General features: G+C 71.7%; 11 protein-coding genes. 4 read left to right on the top strand and 7 right to left on the bottom strand.

The annotated features are described in order from the left end of the window. Positions 1-53: 53 nt before the first annotated feature. On the top strand, positions 54-848 hold the full coding sequence (locus ACFV2X_RS30780) for an alpha/beta fold hydrolase (RefSeq protein ID WP_385622610.1): 795 nt from the start codon (positions 54-56) through the stop codon (positions 846-848). 20 nt (positions 849-868) lie between these two features. On the opposite strand, the gene ACFV2X_RS30775 is transcribed toward ACFV2X_RS30780, so the two are convergent. Both ACFV2X_RS30775 and ACFV2X_RS30770 read right to left on the bottom strand, forming a co-directional pair. Further along, positions 869-2,626, bottom strand: a complete 1,758-nt coding sequence (locus tag ACFV2X_RS30775) for an NAD+ synthase (protein WP_385622607.1) — start codon at positions 2,624-2,626, stop codon at positions 869-871. Positions 2,627-2,748: 122 nt separating this feature from the next. Further along, on the bottom strand, positions 2,749-4,383 hold the full coding sequence (locus tag ACFV2X_RS30770; RefSeq protein WP_385622604.1) for a multicopper oxidase family protein: 1,635 nt from the start codon (positions 4,381-4,383) through the stop codon (positions 2,749-2,751). Positions 4,384-4,798: 415 nt separating this feature from the next. Here ACFV2X_RS30770 and glnA point away from each other — a divergent pair, with 415 nt between their 5' ends. Both glnA and ACFV2X_RS30760 read left to right on the top strand, forming a co-directional pair. After that, positions 4,799-6,160 (top strand): type I glutamate--ammonia ligase, encoded by a 1,362-nt coding sequence (gene glnA, locus ACFV2X_RS30765; RefSeq protein WP_089506296.1) that lies wholly within the window; start codon positions 4,799-4,801, stop codon positions 6,158-6,160. A 105-nt stretch (positions 6,161-6,265) separates the two neighbouring features. After that, positions 6,266-9,553, top strand: coding sequence for a bifunctional [glutamine synthetase] adenylyltransferase/[glutamine synthetase]-adenylyl-L-tyrosine phosphorylase (locus ACFV2X_RS30760; protein WP_385622601.1), 3,288 nt, complete (start codon positions 6,266-6,268; stop codon positions 9,551-9,553). On the opposite strand, the gene ACFV2X_RS30755 is transcribed toward ACFV2X_RS30760, so the two are convergent. The 3 genes from ACFV2X_RS30755 to ACFV2X_RS30745 are packed head-to-tail and all read right to left on the bottom strand — an operon-like array spanning position 9,541 to position 12,515. Beyond that, positions 9,541-9,810: an acyl carrier protein gene (locus ACFV2X_RS30755; protein ID WP_385622599.1), complete on the bottom strand. Its 270-nt coding sequence runs from the start codon at positions 9,808-9,810 to the stop codon at positions 9,541-9,543. The two genes, ACFV2X_RS30760 and ACFV2X_RS30755, sit on opposite strands and share 13 nt — an antisense overlap. A gap of 36 nt (positions 9,811-9,846) precedes the next feature. Next, positions 9,847-11,346 carry an amino acid adenylation domain-containing protein gene (locus ACFV2X_RS30750; protein WP_385622597.1) on the bottom strand — a complete coding sequence of 500 codons (1,500 nt, stop codon included), beginning with the start codon at positions 11,344-11,346 and terminating at the stop codon, positions 9,847-9,849. After that, positions 11,343-12,515 carry an acyl-CoA dehydrogenase family protein gene (locus ACFV2X_RS30745; protein ID WP_385622594.1) on the bottom strand — a complete coding sequence of 391 codons (1,173 nt, stop codon included), beginning with the start codon at positions 12,513-12,515 and terminating at the stop codon, positions 11,343-11,345. The genes ACFV2X_RS30750 and ACFV2X_RS30745 overlap by 4 nt, the downstream gene beginning before the upstream one ends. Positions 12,516-12,721: 206 nt before the next feature. Here ACFV2X_RS30745 and ACFV2X_RS30740 point away from each other — a divergent pair, with 206 nt between their 5' ends. Further along, the gene (locus ACFV2X_RS30740; RefSeq protein WP_385622592.1) at positions 12,722-13,747 is read left to right on the top strand and encodes a ketoacyl-ACP synthase III family protein; all 1,026 of its coding nucleotides are present in this window, start codon (positions 12,722-12,724) and stop codon (positions 13,745-13,747) included. On the opposite strand, the gene ACFV2X_RS30735 is transcribed toward ACFV2X_RS30740, so the two are convergent. Together ACFV2X_RS30735 and ACFV2X_RS30730 are read right to left on the bottom strand one after the other, a co-directional pair. Then, positions 13,722-15,023, bottom strand: coding sequence for a cytochrome P450 (locus ACFV2X_RS30735; RefSeq protein WP_385622591.1), 1,302 nt, complete (start codon positions 15,021-15,023; stop codon positions 13,722-13,724). The two genes, ACFV2X_RS30740 and ACFV2X_RS30735, sit on opposite strands and share 26 nt — an antisense overlap. 160 nt (positions 15,024-15,183) lie before the next feature. Then, positions 15,184-15,615 (bottom strand): winged helix-turn-helix transcriptional regulator, encoded by a 432-nt coding sequence (locus ACFV2X_RS30730; RefSeq protein ID WP_385622589.1) that lies wholly within the window; start codon positions 15,613-15,615, stop codon positions 15,184-15,186. Positions 15,616-15,675: the final 60 nt, after the last annotated feature.

The following is a 15,675-nucleotide window of genomic DNA, read 5'->3' as shown; positions in this document are numbered from 1 at the left end:
CCCTCACGGTGCCGGAAGCAGCGCATCGACCGTCCAGTGGAAGGAACATCGTCATGACCGCCACATCACCCCTTGGACGCCTCGGCCGCATCGTGCGCGGCACCGGCCCCGGGCTGCTCCTCGCCCACGGCGGCACCGGCAGCATCGACGGGAACTACGGCCCGATCCTGGACGGGCTGGCCGAACGGTACAAAGCAGTCGGACCCGACTACCCCGGCTCGGGCCGCACCCCACGCGCCGAGGGCCCGCTGGACCTCGACCGACTCGCCGACGACGTCGTCGCCACCGCCGTCGAGGAGGGCCTTGAGACCTTCGCGATCGCCGGGTACTCCCTCGGCGGCCCGGTCGCCCTGCGCGCCGCGACCCGGCACCCCGAGCGGGTGACCGCCCTGGTGCTGACGGCCACCTTCGCCCACCCGAACGCCCGGATGCGCCTACTGGTCGGGGACTGGCTCCGCCACCTCAGGTCCGGCGACCCGGAGGCGACGGCCCGCTGGGCGCTGCTCACCGCCGCCGGCACGCCGTACGCGGACCGGATGACCCCGGACCAGCTCGCGGAGGCGGTGGCCGGGACCGGCGCGTCCGTCCCGCCCGGAGCGGTCGAGCAGGTCGAGCTCGTCGGGAGCGTGGACGTACGTGAGGACTTGGGCCGGGTCCGGGTGCCGACCCTGGTGATCTCCACCGCCCTTGACACGATGGCGACGCCGTACCACCACCGTCAGGTCGCGGACGGCATCGCCAACGCGGAGTTCGCCGAGCTCCAGTCCGGCCACCTGCCGTTCCTGGAGGCGCCCGGTGAGTGGCTGAGCCTGATCAGGAAGTTCCTGGACGCGAGGGTGGGCAGCTAGGCGCGGTGCCCCCACCCACCTCAGCCGTGTTCGCGCCAGCGGTTCGTGATCGGGAGGCGGCGGTCCTTGCCGAAGCCCTTGGCGGAGATCTTGGTGCCCGGCGGGTACTGGCGGCGCTTGTACTCCGCGGTGTCGACCAGCCGCAGAATGCGCGTGACCAGCTCGTCGTCGAAGCCCGCCGCGACGATTTCCGCCCGGCCTTGGTCCCGGTCGACGTACAGCTCCAGGATCTGGTCGAGCACGTCGTAGTCGGGGAGGGAGTCGGTGTCGACCTGGCCCGGGCGGAGTTCGGCGCTCGGGGGCTTGGTGATGGAGTTCTCCGGGATGGGCGGGGTCTGGCCGCGCTCTTCCGCGGCTTGGTTGCGCCATTTCGCCAGGCGGAAGATGGACGTCTTGTAGACGTCCTTGATGGGGCCGTACGCGCCGACCGAGTCCCCGTACAGGGTCGAATAGCCGCAGGCCAGCTCGGACTTGTTGCCCGGGGCCAGCACGATGTGGCCCTCCTGGTTGGAGATGGCCATCAGCATCGTGCCGCGCAGCCGCGACTGCAGGTTCTCCTCGGCCAGGCCGGTGAGGTGCAGCGACTCCATATACGCGTCGAACATCGGGGCGATCGGGACCGTACGGAAGTTCAGCCCCGTGCGCCGGGCGAGCTCGGCGGCGTCGGCGATGGAGTGCTCGGAGGAGTAGCGGGACGGCATGGCGACGCCGTACACGTTCTGCGCGCCGACCGCGTCGCATGCGATGGCCGCGACGAGCGCGGAGTCGATGCCGCCGGACAGGCCGATCAGCACGCTGCGGAAACCGTTCTTCGCCACATACGCGCGCAAGCCCACGACGAGCGCGGTGTAGATCTCCTCGTCATCGCCGAGGCGCTCGGCGGTGCCGCCGGTCAGCTCGGGCTCGTACGCCGGGAGCGGGTCCGCGGAGAGCGTGAGGTGGTCGATGCGCAGTCCGTCGTCCACGACGCCCTGTGGCACGGTACCGGGGTCGGCGGCGGGCAGGTCGAGGTCGAGCAGCACACAGCCCTCGGCGAACTGCGGGGCGCGGGCGATCACTTCGCCGTCGCGGTCGACGACGATCGAGTCGCCGTCGAAGACCAGCTCGTCCTGGCCGCCGATCATGGCGAGGTACGCGGTGGTGCAGCCCGCCTCCTGGGCGCGCTTGCGGACCAGCTCCAGGCGGGTGTCGTCCTTGTCGCGCTCGTACGGCGAGGCGTTGATCGACAGCAGCAGCCCGGCCCCGGCGGAGCGGGCGGCGGGCACCCGGCCGCCGTCCTGCCACAGGTCTTCACAGATGGCGAGGGCGACATCGACGCCGTGCACGCGGATCATGGGCAGCGTCTGGCCCGGGACGAAGTAGCGGAACTCGTCGAAGACGCCGTAGTTCGGCAGGTGGTGCTTGGCGAAGGTGAGGATCACCTCGCCGCGGTGCAGCACGGCGGCGGCGTTCTGCGGGGCCCCGGCGGGCTGGCCGAACCGCGGCTGGGCGCGCTCACTGCGGTCGAGATAGCCGACGACGACGGGCAGCTCGCCGAAGCCCTCGGCCTCCAGCCGGGCGGCGAGCGCGCGCAGCGCGGCGCGGGACGCCTCGACGAAGGAGGAGCGCAGGGCCAGGTCCTCGACGGGGTAGCCGGTCAGCACCATCTCGGGGAACGCCACCAGGTGGGCGCCCTGCTCGGCGGAGTGCCGGGTCCAGTGGACTATCGACTCGGTGTTGCCGTCGAGGTCGCCGACGGTCGAGTCGATCTGGTTCAGAGCGAGACGAAGTTGATCCACGGCGACCAGTGTAATCGTCTCTTTGACGCGATGGCCCTGCGTGTCTCCTTTGTCACGTCGGCCCACGACGGCCCGGTCCCCGTCGGCTCGTATGACGACAAAGACCGGGCGGCAGTGTCCCGCTACTTCCGGTAGCCGATGATCGTCATCAGCCCGGACTCCGAGTGGTAGACGTTGTGGCAGTGGACCATCCACAGCCCCGGGTTCTCCGCGTCGAAGTCGACGTTCACCTTGTGGTGCGGCAGCAGGACCGTCGTGTCCTTGCGGGGGCCGCCGTCCGGCAGCTGGAAGGTGTGGCCGTGCAGATGCATCGGGTGCCACATGTCGGTGCCGTTGATGAAGGACAGCCGGACCCGCTCGCCCGCGCGCACCGGATAGCGCTGCGACGGGTCGTACGGCTTGCCGTTGATCGCCCAGTCGTACTTCTTCATGGACCCGGTGATCCGCATGCGGATCGTCCGGTCGGGGTCGCGGGGCCCCAGCCGTACGTCCTCCGTGGCGCGCAGCTCGTCCGCGGTGATCAGCCTGCCGTCCAGCTCCTTGGGGCGTACGGACGGCCGTGGCGCACTGGCGCCCTCGCTGGTGCGCAGCAGGGCCATCGCGGCGCGCCCCTTGCCCTCGGCGAGCGCGATCAGCGGGAAGACCCCGTCCTGGGCGGTGACCACCACGTCGTAGCGCTCGGCCATGCCCAGCAGCAGCGCGTCGGTGGTGGTGTGCTCGACGGGGAAGCCGTCGGTGTGGGTGACCGTCATGGTGTGGCCGCCGAGCGCGACGCGGAAGGCGGTGTCGCCGCCCGCGTTGATGATGCGGATGCGGACGCGGTCGCCGGGCTTGGCGCGGAAGGTCCGGGGGGCGTCCGGGGTGCGGCCGTTGACCAGGTAGTACGGGTACGCCACATTGCCCGGGTCGCCGCCCAGCAGCCGGCTCCTGGCGCCACTGAGGATCCGGGACGGGCCGGTGCGGGGCGGGCGGGGGCCGTCGCCGTCCCCGTCGTTCCCGGAGTCGTCCCGGACGCCCTTGCCGGAGCCGTCGCCGGGGCCCGTGTCGTCCATCCCGTGCATGCCGGCCATGCCGCCGCCGAGCTCGTCCAGCACCTCGTCCGGGGTGCTGCCGTCCACCCCGTCGACCCAGTCGTCGAGCACGACGATCCACTCCTCGTCGTACTCCAGCGGCTCCCTGGGGTCGTCGACGATCAGCGGCGCGTACAGCCCCCGGTCCAGTTGGACTCCGGAGTGCGGATGGAACCAGTACGTGCCCGGGTCCGGCACCGTGAAGCGGTAGTCGAAGGAGGCCCCGGCCTTGATCGGCGGCTGGGTCACCCCGGGGACGCCGTCCATGTCGTTGCGCAGGGAGATGCCGTGCCAGTGCACGGTGGTGGAGTGCGGCAGGTGGTTGGCGACCCGGACCGCGAGGGTGTCGCCCGCGGTGACCCGGATCGGCCGGGCGGGCAGCTCGTCGTCGTACGCCCAGGTCCTGACCGTACGGGCGCCGAGGTCGAGCGAGGTGGTGGTGGCGGTCAGCCGGATCTCCCGTACCGGCCCCCGCTCCCGGTGGGCGGCGGCGACCTCCTCGCCGTGGGGGGAGACATAGCCCTCGGGCGCGGGCTCCGCGGCGGCGGCCGGAGCGCCGGCGTTACCGGAGCCGGCCCGCGAGCCGTCGGACGCGGAGGACGGGGCGGAGCAGGAAGTGAGCGGTCCGCTGCCGCCCGCGACGGCGATTCCCGCACCGAGCACGGCGCGGCGAGTGAATGCGTGCATGAGTGGGCACCCCAATGGCCGATGTGTGTGAGCTGCGTGGTGGGGCGGCGCGTACGCCTCGCCCGCGCCGGGGTGCGGGGTGGGCGGACGCGCTCCTATATGCCCTGTCGCTGGCGCTGTCCGAGCATTGCCTTCCTCCGGTCGCTCCGGTCGGCCACGGCCCCTACGATCGGTGTCGGCGTGTGCCGACGTCGGCCACACTTTACCCCCAAGGGGTATCGAAACCCTGGTGGCGGGCCCGTGTGCGAAGTGCTCGGGGCCGTCCGGGGCCGCATGAAAGTACGATGCACACATCGTGGCGGGGACGCCGGGGGAGCGGTCGGAAACCTCTCCGAAACCCCGCCAGGTGATACTGGGGTCCACAGGTGCCCCACGCGTACCCCAAGTGCCGTCTGACCTGTAAGGATAGGGGACCATGGATAAGCAGCAGGAGTTCGTGCTCCGCACCCTCGAAGAGCGCGACATCCGGTTCGTGCGGCTGTGGTTCACCGACGTGCTCGGCTTCCTCAAGTCCGTCGCCGTCGCGCCCGCCGAGCTCGAAGGCGCCTTCGACGAGGGCATCGGCTTCGATGGCTCCGCGATCGAGGGCTTCGCCCGGGTCTACGAGTCCGACATGATCGCCAAGCCGGACCCGAGCACCTTCCAGATCCTGCCCTGGCGCGCCGAGGCCCCCGGCACCGCCCGGATGTTCTGCGACATCCTGATGCCGGACGGCTCCCCGTCGTTCGCCGACCCCCGCTTTGTGCTCAAGCGGATCCTGGCCAGGACCTCCGACCTCGGGTTCACCTTCTACACCCACCCCGAGATCGAGTTCTTCCTGCTCAGCAAGAAGCCCGTGGACGGCAGCCGCCCGGAGCCCGCCGACTCCTCCGGCTACTTCGACCACACCCCGCAGAACATCGGCATGGACTTCCGCCGCCAGGCCATCACCATGCTCGAGTCGATGGGCATCTCGGTCGAGTTCTCCCACCACGAGGGCGCCCCCGGCCAGCAGGAGATCGACCTGCGCTACGCCGACGCGCTGTCCACCGCCGACAACATCATGACGTTCCGGCTGGTGATGAAGCAGGTGGCGCTGGAGCAGGGCGTGCAGGCCACGTTCATGCCCAAGCCGTTCTCCGAGTACCCCGGCTCCGGTATGCACACCCACCTCTCCCTCTTCGAGGGCGACCGGAACGCGTTCTACGAGTCCGGCGCCGAGTTCCAGCTCTCCAAGGTCGGCCGCTCCTTCATCGCGGGCCTGCTGCGCCACGCCGGGGAGATCTCCGCGGTCACCAACCAGTGGGTCAACTCCTACAAGCGCATCTGGGGCGGCTCACAGCGCACCGCGGGCGCCGGCGGCGAGGCCCCCTCGTACATCTGCTGGGGCCACAACAACCGCTCGGCGCTGGTCCGCGTGCCCCTCTACAAGCCCGGCAAGACCGGCTCCACCCGCGTCGAGGTCCGCTCCCTCGACACCGGCGCCAACCCCTACCTCGCCTACGCCGTGCTGCTCGCCGCGGGCCTCAAGGGCATCGAGGAGGGCTACGAGCTCCCGGCCGGCGCCGACGACGACGTATGGGCGCTGTCCGACGCGGAGCGGCGCTCCCTGGGCATCGAACCGCTGCCGCAGAACCTGGGCGAGGCCATCTACCTGATGGAGCGCAGCGAGCTGATCGCCGAAACGCTCGGCGAGCACGTCTTCGACTTCTTCCTGCGCAACAAGAAGCAGGAGTGGGAGGAGTACCGCTCCGAGGTCACCCCCTTCGAGCTGCGGAAGAACCTGCCGGTGCTGTAGGCGCGGGCTGTGCCCGTGGGCCTAGGCTCGTCATCGGGCCCGCCCTGGTCACCGGTGGCGCGGGGCCATGGGCGGCGGCACTCGAGAGGCACGGGAGGCGGCGGCATGTCCGTACCGCAGGGACGCAGAAGCAGTAACTTCACCCGGCTGCTGCGGCACGGCTTCACCGACGCCTCCGCCGCCCAGCGGCTGCTGGACTCGCCCGAGCTGTCCGGCGTACGGAGCGATTCGGTGCTGCTGGAGGCGCTGGGCGCGTCCGCGGACCCCGACTTGGCCCTGCGCGGGCTCGTACGGCTCGTCGAGGCGCTGCCGGACGGCGCGGCGGCGGACGGGGCGGCCGGCGGTTCGCGGCAGGCGCTGCTGGACACCCTCGTCACCGCCAAGCCGCTGCGCGACCGGCTGCTCGGGGTGCTCGGCGCGTCCGAGGCGCTGGGCGACCATCTGGCCCGGCACCCGGGGGACTGGCAGGCCCTGGTGATGTACGAGTCGGCGGATCTGCATCCGACCACCCCCGAGTTCGAGCGGGCGCTGGCCGAGGGCATCTGGGGCCCGGACGGGGCGGGGCGGCCCCGGCCCGACGCGCTGCGCATCGCCTACCGACGGGCGCTGCTGGCCATCGCCGCCCGCGATGTGTGCGGCACCACCGACGTGGCCCAGGCGGCCGCCGAGCTGGCCGATCTGGCGACCGCCACGCTGCGCGCCGCGCTGGAGATCGCCGCCGAGGAGCAGCCCGAGGACGCCGCGGCGTGCCGGCTCGCGGTGATCGGCATGGGCAAATGCGGCGGCCGGGAGCTCAACTACGTCTCCGATGTGGACGTCATCTTCGTAGCCGAGGGCGTGGCGGGGGCCGAGGAGGGCAAGGCGGTGCAGGCCGCGACCCGGCTCGCCTCCCGGCTGATGCGGATCTGCTCCGAGGCCACCGTCGAGGGCAGCATCTGGCCGGTCGACGCGAACCTCCGCCCCGAGGGGCGCAACGGGCCGCTGGTGCGCACCCTGTCCAGCCATCTGGCGTACTACCAGCGGTGGGCCAAGACCTGGGAGTTCCAGGCGCTGCTCAAGGCCCGGCCGGTCGCGGGCGACGCGGAGCTCGGCCAGGCGTACGTGGACGCCCTCGCGCCCATGGTGTGGCAGGCCGTCGAGCGCGAGAACTTCGTCCCCGACGTCCAGCAGATGCGCCGCCGCGTCGTCGAGAACATCCCCGTCGCCGAGATAGAGCGTGAGCTCAAGCTCGGCCCCGGGGGCCTGCGCGACGTCGAATTCGCCGTCCAGCTACTGCAGTTGGTGCACGGCCGGTCCGATGAGGCGCTGCGCAGCGGCACCACGCTCGACGCGCTGGCGGCGCTGGCGGCGGGCGGCTATGTGGGGCGTTCCGACGCGGCCGCGCTGGACGCCGCGTACCGCTTTCTGCGCTCCATGGAGCACCGCATCCAGCTGTACCGGCTGCGCCGCACCCATCTGGTGCCCGAGGACGAGGCCGATCTGCGGCGCCTGGGCCGCTCGCTGGGCTTCCGCACGGAGCCGGTGGCCGAGCTGGGCACGGTGTGGCGGCGCCACGCGCGCGAGGTCCGGCGGCTGCACGAGAAGCTGTTCTACCGGCCGCTGCTGGACGCGGTCGCCCAACTGGAACCTGGCGAGACCCGGCTCAGCTCCGCGGCCGCGGGCCAGCGCCTGGAAGCGCTCGGCTACGCCGATCCGGCCGCCGCGCTACGACATTTGGAGGCGTTGGCGTCCGGTGTGACCCGTAAAGCAGCGATTCAGCGTACGCTACTGCCCGTGCTGCTGGGCTGGTTCGCCGACTCTGCCGATCCGGACGCCGGGCTGTTGGGCTTCCGGAAGGTTTCCGACGCCCTGGGCAAGACGCCCTGGTATCTGCGGCTGCTGCGCGACGAGGGCGCCGCCGCGGAGAATCTGGCGCGAGTGCTGTCCGCGGGGCGGCTCGCCCCCGATCTGCTGCTGCGCGCCCCCGAGGCGGTCGCGCTGCTCGGCGACCCGGAGGGGCTGCGGCCGCGCGGCCGGCCGCACCTGGAGCAGGAGACGCTGGCGGCGGTCGGCCGCGCCGAGGGCGCGGAGGCGGCGGTCGCGGCGGCGCGCGGGGTGCGGCGGCGGGAGCTGTTCCGTACCGCGGCCGCCGACATCATCGAGAGCGCGCGCCATGCGAACGGTGCCGTACAGCCGTCCGTGAGCCTGCCGCCGCCCGGCGGCGCGGGCGCGGTGGGCAGCGGGGCGCTCGCGGCGGCCGGCGGCGCGCGGCCCCCGGCCAGCAGGCCGGGCACCCCGGGCCCGCTCCGCCCCGCCGGGGCGGCGAAGCCGGCCGGGACCGCGCATGGCGCCGGGGCCGCTCATGGCGCCACGGCCACCGCGGCCACGGCCACCGCGGCCACGGGCGTGCCGGGGGTGGCCGAGCCGCCGCTGGACCCCACCGCGATGGTCGATCTGGTCGGGGACGCCGTCTCCGACCTCAACGCCGCGACGATCGCGGGCGCGCTGCGCGCCGCGGTGCGCGCGAAGTGGGGCGACGAGCTGCCCACCCGCTTCGCGGTCATCGGGATGGGCCGGTTCGGCGGCCATGAGCTGGGCTACGGCTCGGACGCGGATGTGCTGTTCGTCCACGAGCCGCGCGAGGGCGTGGACGAACAGGAAGCCGCGCGCGCCGCGTTCGCCGTGGCCAACGAGATGCGGCGGCTGCTCCAGCTGCCCACCGTCGACCCACCGCTGGCCATCGACGCCGATCTGCGGCCGGAGGGCAAGTCCGGCCCGCTGGTGCGCACCCTCGCCTCGTACGCCGCCTACTACCGGCGCTGGTCGCTGGTGTGGGAGAGCCAGGCGCTGCTGCGCGCCGAGCCGGTCGCGGGCGACCCCGAACTCGGCGCCCGCTTCATCGAGCTGATCGACCCGCTGCGCTACCCCGCCGAGGGTCTGGGCGACGACGCGGTCCGCGAGATCCGGCGGCTCAAGGCCCGGATGGAGTCCGAACGGCTGCCCCGAGGCGCCGACCCCACCACCCACACCAAGCTGGGCCGCGGCGGCCTGTCCGACGTCGAGTGGACGGTGCAGCTGCTCCAGATGCGCCACGGCTGGGCCGAACCGGGCCTGCGCACCACCCGCACCCGCGAGGCCCTGGCCGCCGCCCACGCCGCCGAGCTGATCGGCGCGGAGGACGCGCAGACCCTGGACGAGGCATGGGTGCTGGCCACCCGCGCGCGCAACGGCATCATGCTGGTCCGTGGCCGCCCCGGCGACACGTTCCCCGGCGACAGCCGCGAGCTGGCGGCGGTCTCCCGCTACTTGGGCTACGGGCCCGGTATGGTCGGCCAGATGCTCGACGACTACCGCCGTACGACGCGGCGGGCGCGGGCGGTGGTGGACCGGCTGTTCTACGACTACGAGGGCTGACGCAGGGACAGCACGAGATCGGCGATGCTCTCCACGTCCTTGAAGTGGCCGCCCGTCAGATGGGTGGCCGGCACCAGGACACCGAGTTCGTCCCGCAGATGGGCCAGCAGCCGCGCGGTCCGGATCGAGTCCAGGATGCCCCAGGCCAGCAGCGGTGTGGTCGGGGTGATCTCGGCGAGGTCCGGATCGGCGACCAACTCGTGCCGGATATAGCCGAGAAGCGTGTCCAGCAGGGCCGAGCGTTCGGTGTCGGGCACGGTGACTCCATCTATTGAGGGGCGGGGGCAGGGCGGTCAGGCGCGGCGATCCGGCTCCCTCGTCCGCAACTCCCGTGCGAGGGCGGCGCGGTCGGTCTTGCCGTTGGGGCCGCGGGGGATGGCCTCGACGGTGTGCACCGCGTCGATGATCATGTAGCTGGGGAGCAGCGAGGCGCAGTGCCTCTTGAGGTCGAGCAGTTGTGGCCGCTGCCCGGGGCGGGGCACGACGACGGCGTGGAGCCGTGCCGTGTCGCTGCCGCCCGAGACGAGTACCACCACATCCCCGACCGCCGGATGCGCGCCGAGGGCGGCTTCCACCTCACCCGGCTCGACCCGGTGCCCGCGCACCTTCGCCAGGTCGTCGAACCGGCCCAGATACTCCAGATCGCCGCGGGTATCGCGGCGGCCGAGGTCCCCGGTCCGGTACGGGCCGTGGTGCGGCGGCCGGCCCCAGTAGCCCAGCATCACGGTCGGGCCGCTGACGACGATCTCGGCCGTACCGTCCGGCCGGGGCTCCAGGCGTACGTCGTTCCCGCAGCACCCGGCGCCGATCGGGAGCGGCGTCGTACGGACCAGATCGGCGGCGGTCACCTCGTAGGACGTGCAGACATTGGTCTCCGTCGGGCCGTACCAATTGAGCAGCCGTACGCCGGGCCAGGCCGCGCGCAGCCGCTTGACGTCCTTGAGTGGGAAGGCTTCGCCCGCGAAGACGCAGGCGCGCAGGGACAGTGGCCCCCGGTCCAGCAGTCGCCCTTCGCGCAGCAACAGCAGGAACGCCGACGGCACCGAGTACCAGACGGTGATCCGCCGCTGGGCGAGCACATCGATGAGCTGGTCGGGTGCGTGGGCCAAGGTGTCGGGGACGAGATGCACCGAGGCCCCGGCCCGGAAGGCGCCGTAGAGGTCGAACACCGACAGGTCGAAGGTGAAGGGCGCGTGGTTGGCCAGCCGGTCGGCGGGCCGCAGCCGCAGCTTTTCGGCGGCCCAGTCGATGAAGGACAGCGCGTTGCGGTGGCTCAGGCAGACGCCTTTGGGCTCGCCGGTGGAGCCCGAGGTGTAGAGGATGTACGCGGGGTCGTCGGGTGCGGCGAGGTGGTGTGCGGGGCGTCGTCCCGGCTCGGCGGCGTCCCGCAGCGCGGTGCGGTCGACCACCGCGACCCGCGGACCGTCCAGGTCCAGGTCCGCCGGGTCGGGGGCGTCGTCGAGGTCGGTCACCACCAGCGACGGGCGGCAGTCCGCGACGATCCGGCGGACCCGGCCGATCGGGTTCGACGGCGTCACCGGCACATAGATCGCCCCGATCCGCAGCACGGCCTGCATCAGCGCGACCACGTCGGCGCTCTTGCCCGTCCACAGCAGCACCCGGTCCCCGGCCCGTACGCCCGCGTCGAGCAGCGCGGCGGCGTACTGGTCGGCGAGCGCGTCGAGCCGGCCGTAGCTGAGGCCGCCGGTCATATCGTGGACGGCTGGCGCCTCCGGGGTGCGTTCGGCCGCTTCGACCACCAGCCGGTGCAGGCTCACAGTCCCAAGGCTCACAGTCCCATGCTCCTTGCGATCAACTGCCGCTGGATCTCGGAGGTTCCGGAGAAGACGGTCGTCGGGAGCGCGTCCCTGACCGCCGCCTCGATGCCCTCCTCGCGCAGATAGCCCCGGCCGCCGAACAGTTGCATGGCGTCCAGCGAACTGGCCACGGCCGCCTCGGAGACAGCCAGCTTGGACAGCGAAACCCACAGGGAGGCGTCCGGGTCGTCGCGGTCCAGCGCGTCGCACGCCCGGTAGAGCAGCAGCCGCCCGCTCTCCAGCCGCAGCTTCATATCGACGACCCGGTTGCTCACCGACTGGAACTCGGCCAGTCGCCTGCCGGACTGCCGGCGCTGCCGTACGTGCTCCACGCACCGGTCGAGCAGCCGCTGCTGCACTCCCAGATACACCGCGAAGAGGCAGGACCGCTCCCACCGCATGGAGTGCTGGAAGATCGCGCCGCCCTGGCCGGGGGCGCCGAGCACCTGCTCGTCCGGTACGAAGCAGTCGTCGAACGTCACCGCCGCGGCGGGACACGACAGCAGCCCCATCTTGTCCAGCGGCTGCCCCACGGCCAGCCCTGGCGCGCCACGCTCGACGACGAACGCGGTCACCCCCAGATGCCCGGCCTGCGGATCGGTGGTCGCGTACGTCACGAACACATCGGCCACCGGTCCATTGCTCACAAAGCTCTTTGTGCCGCTGAGCAGAAAACCGTCCGTGACCCGCCGCGCGGTCACCGCCAGCCGGGCCACATCCGAGCCGGATTCCGGCTCCGTCATGGCGTTTCCGGCGATCAGCTCCCCGGAGCACATTCGGGGGAGCAGCCGTTTACGCGTATCAGGTGGCGCGAAATCGAGGATCGGCATTCCGCAGGCGAACAGATGAGCGGCGGCGGCGAACAGAATTCCGGTGTCCCCGCAGCCGCGGCCGGCGGACTCGAAGACGAGCGCGGTGTCCAACGCGCCGAGCCCACCGCCGCCTTCCGCCGTCGGCACGCTCGCCCCGAGCAGCCCCAGGGCGGCGAGGCGGGACCATTCGGCGCGGGTGTACGCCGGGTGCGCCGGGTGCGCCGGGTACGCCGTGGGCCGATGGTGGCCCGACCCGGTGGGGAAGGCGGCCTGCGCTCGGGCCAGGACGCCGGCGCAACGGTCGCGTTGTTGTCCGCTGAGTGTGAAGTCCATGGGGCCGCCCTCCTGTTTCGGGAAAAGCGAATTTCAGGTGTAGCCGCAACGCTCGACGGTCGCAAGGGAGGGGAAAAAGAAATTCACGGACTCCGTCGTCGGCTGAGGTGTATTCGAGTTGGAAGCGACCGCCTCTCTTCCGCGTCGGCGTATACGGAGAAAAGTCGAACCTGAATCCACGGACAGGTGCGGAAGGGTGTACGTAGATGCGGACATCGGATGTGTACATCGCCGCCGTCGGGACCTATCTGCCCGACAGCGTCAGCGTGACCGAGGCCGTCCGGCGGGGATGGCTGGACGCCGCCGAAGCGGAGCGCTCCGGTCTGCTCGGCGCGGCCGTCGCGGGCGACACCCCCGCGCCGGAGATGGGAGTCCGCGCGGTCCGTACGGCCCTGGGGCGCTGGGGCGGCGATATCTCGGAGCTGGGGCTGCTGCTCTACGTCGAGGGTTACCGCTGCGGCCCCGACGGCTGGCTTCCGCAGTCGTATGTGATGCGCGAGGCGGTCGGTGGCGATCTGCTGGCGGTGGGCGTACGACAGGGGTGCAACGGCGTCTTCGGGGCCCTCGAACTGGCGGCGGCGCACCTTCGGGGCGGCGGCAGCGAGGCGGCGCTGATCGTCGCGGCCGACAACATGGGCTCACCTCTGGTGGACCGCTGGCGGGCGAGCCCGGGCTATCTCCTCGCCGACGGCGCGGCAGCGCTGGTGCTCACCCGGTCCGCGGGCTTCGCCCGGCTGCTGTCCGTCAACTCCAAGGCCGTACCGGAACTCGAAGCCCTGCACCGCGGCACCCAGCCACTGGAACCGTCCGGCTCGGCCCGGCCAGTGCCGCTCGACCTGGGCGCCAGGCAGCGGGAATTCCTCGGCGGTGACGACGCACCGAAGGACTGGATGCTGAGGGTGATCAAGGCCCAGGGCGAGCTGATGGCCCAAACCCTCGACGAGGCGGGCGTCACCGCCGAGGACATGACCCGCGTCGTCACCGCCCATGCGAACCGGGAACTGGCCGACGCGTGGCTGTCCTCCCTGAGCCGCACCCTGGAGCAGTCCGCCTGGGGCTTCGGCCGCGGGGTGGGCCACCTGATGGCCGGCGACCAGCTGGTCTCCTTGGAGCATCTGCTCATGGCCGGCGAACTCGGCCCCGGCGACCGCGTCCTGATGGTCGGCTCCGGCCCCGGCCTGGGCATCGCGGCAGCCGTCGTGGAGCTCACCGCGCTCCCGCCGTGGGCGTGAACCGGCAGGGCAGCCGCGTCATTCCGTGGATGGACGTCCCGGTCACAAACTCGGGCTCACCCGCCTCGATATCGGGCAGGACCCGCAGCAGTTCCCGGAAGAGGATCCTCAGCTGTGCCCTGGCGAGCTGGGCCGCCAGGCAGTAGTGCGCACCGCCACCGCCGAAGGACAGATGGGGGTTGGGGTCGCGGGCGAGGTCAAAACGGTCCGGTTCGCGGAAGACGGCCGCGTCGCGGTTGCCCGAGGCGTAGAACATCACCACCTTGTCCCCGGCCGAGATGTGCCGGCCGCCCAGCCGGGTGGGGGCCACCGCCGTACGGCGGAAGGTCAGCACGGGTGTGGCGTAGCGCAGGATCTCCTCCACCGCGGAGCCGATCCGGCCGTCGAGGTCGGCCAGCAGCCAGGCCCGCTGCTCGGGCAGGTCGGTGAGCAGCCTGAGCCCGTGGCCGATGGTCAGCGTCGTGCTGTCGTTGCCCGCCAGACACAGCAGCAGGAAGAAGTCCGCGATGTCGTCGTCGGTCAGCCGGTCCCCGTCGACCTCGGCTTGGACCAGGACGGTCATCAGGTCCTGGGCCGGGCGGCCACGCCGTAACCCGGCCAGATTCAGGGCCATGTCGCGCAGTCTGCGATGGCCCTCGACCAGAAGCTCCAACGGGCTCTGCTCGTGCCCGCTCTCCCCGCCTTCCTCGTCCGTGCCGCTGATGCTCCGGGAGACCGTCGCGGCCACGGTGTCCTGCCATTCGCGGGGGATGCCCATCACATCGGAGATCACGCGCATGGGCAGCAGCGATGCGCAGTCCCGCATGAAGTCGGCCCTGCCGTCGGAGCGGTGAGCCAACTCGGTGACGATCCGCCGCGCGTGGGCATCGATCCGCTGTCGCATCCCCAGGATGTGCCGCGGGGTGAAGGCGCCGCTGACCAGCCGTCTGATCTTGGTGTGCCGGGGTGGGTCCATGGCGAGCAGGGACTGGGAGCCTTCGACCACACCCTCGGGGATGTTCTCGAGCAGCACACCGGCGGACGAGGCGAACAGATCGGAGCGGCGGCTGACCGTCACGATGTCCTCATGCCGGACGACGGCCCAAAAGCCCGTGTCATCCGGGTCCGGCAACAACCTCCCCTCCACCGGCCGATGCCAGGACACCGGCCGCTCGGCGCGCAGCAGGGCGAAGGACCGCTCCCGCTGCTCGGCGGTCTGCGACCAGAAGGCGAGGGACGAAAGGTCCACGGAGTCATAGCGCTTCTCACCGGCGTGGACATCGCGTGGGGCATCCATCTTCCCTCCAAGGGTTGACCTGGGAGTGACCTGGGCGTGGCGGGTGCGATTACCCCTTGTCCTCTGCCCGTCCCGTCCTGAGAGGCGGTCGACAACGATCGGAGCCCCCCCCGGCGCATCCGATACGGGTACGCGTACGGGTACGCGTACCGGGACCGGCTCAGACCCCGGCCGTGGATTCGGCCCCGGCCTTGGCCTCGCACTGGTCGTACGCGGTGCGCGCGGCGGCGATCTCGTCCTGGTGGTCCTCGGTCCAGGTGACGAGCGCCTGAATGGTGTCGTGCAGCGTCGCGCCCAGCGGAGTGAGCTGGTAGTCCACGCGCGGCGGGACGACCGGATGCACCGTACGGCGCACCAGCCCGTCGCGCTCCAGATGGCGCAGCGTCACGGTCAGCATGCGCTGGCTGACCCCGTCGATCTCGCGCCGCAGCTCGGTGAAGCGCATGGTGCGGACGTCGAGCAGGGCGATGACGAGCAGCGACCACTTGTCGGCCACGCGGTCGAGGATCTGCCGGACCTCACAGCCCTCCCGGGTGTCCCACTGGCGGACGTTGTCGTCGTCGGTTCCCGTGCAGTGACTCGGTGACTTCAAAGTGCCTTCTTCCACGGTCGTTCAGGGTGCATCAGGATCGAGACGGTAACAAGAGGGAAC

This window comes from Streptomyces sp. NPDC059679 (assembly GCF_042734105.1).
Classification (GTDB): domain Bacteria; phylum Actinomycetota; class Actinomycetes; order Streptomycetales; family Streptomycetaceae; genus Streptomyces.
This window is presented reverse-complemented; position numbering and strand designations above follow the sequence as displayed.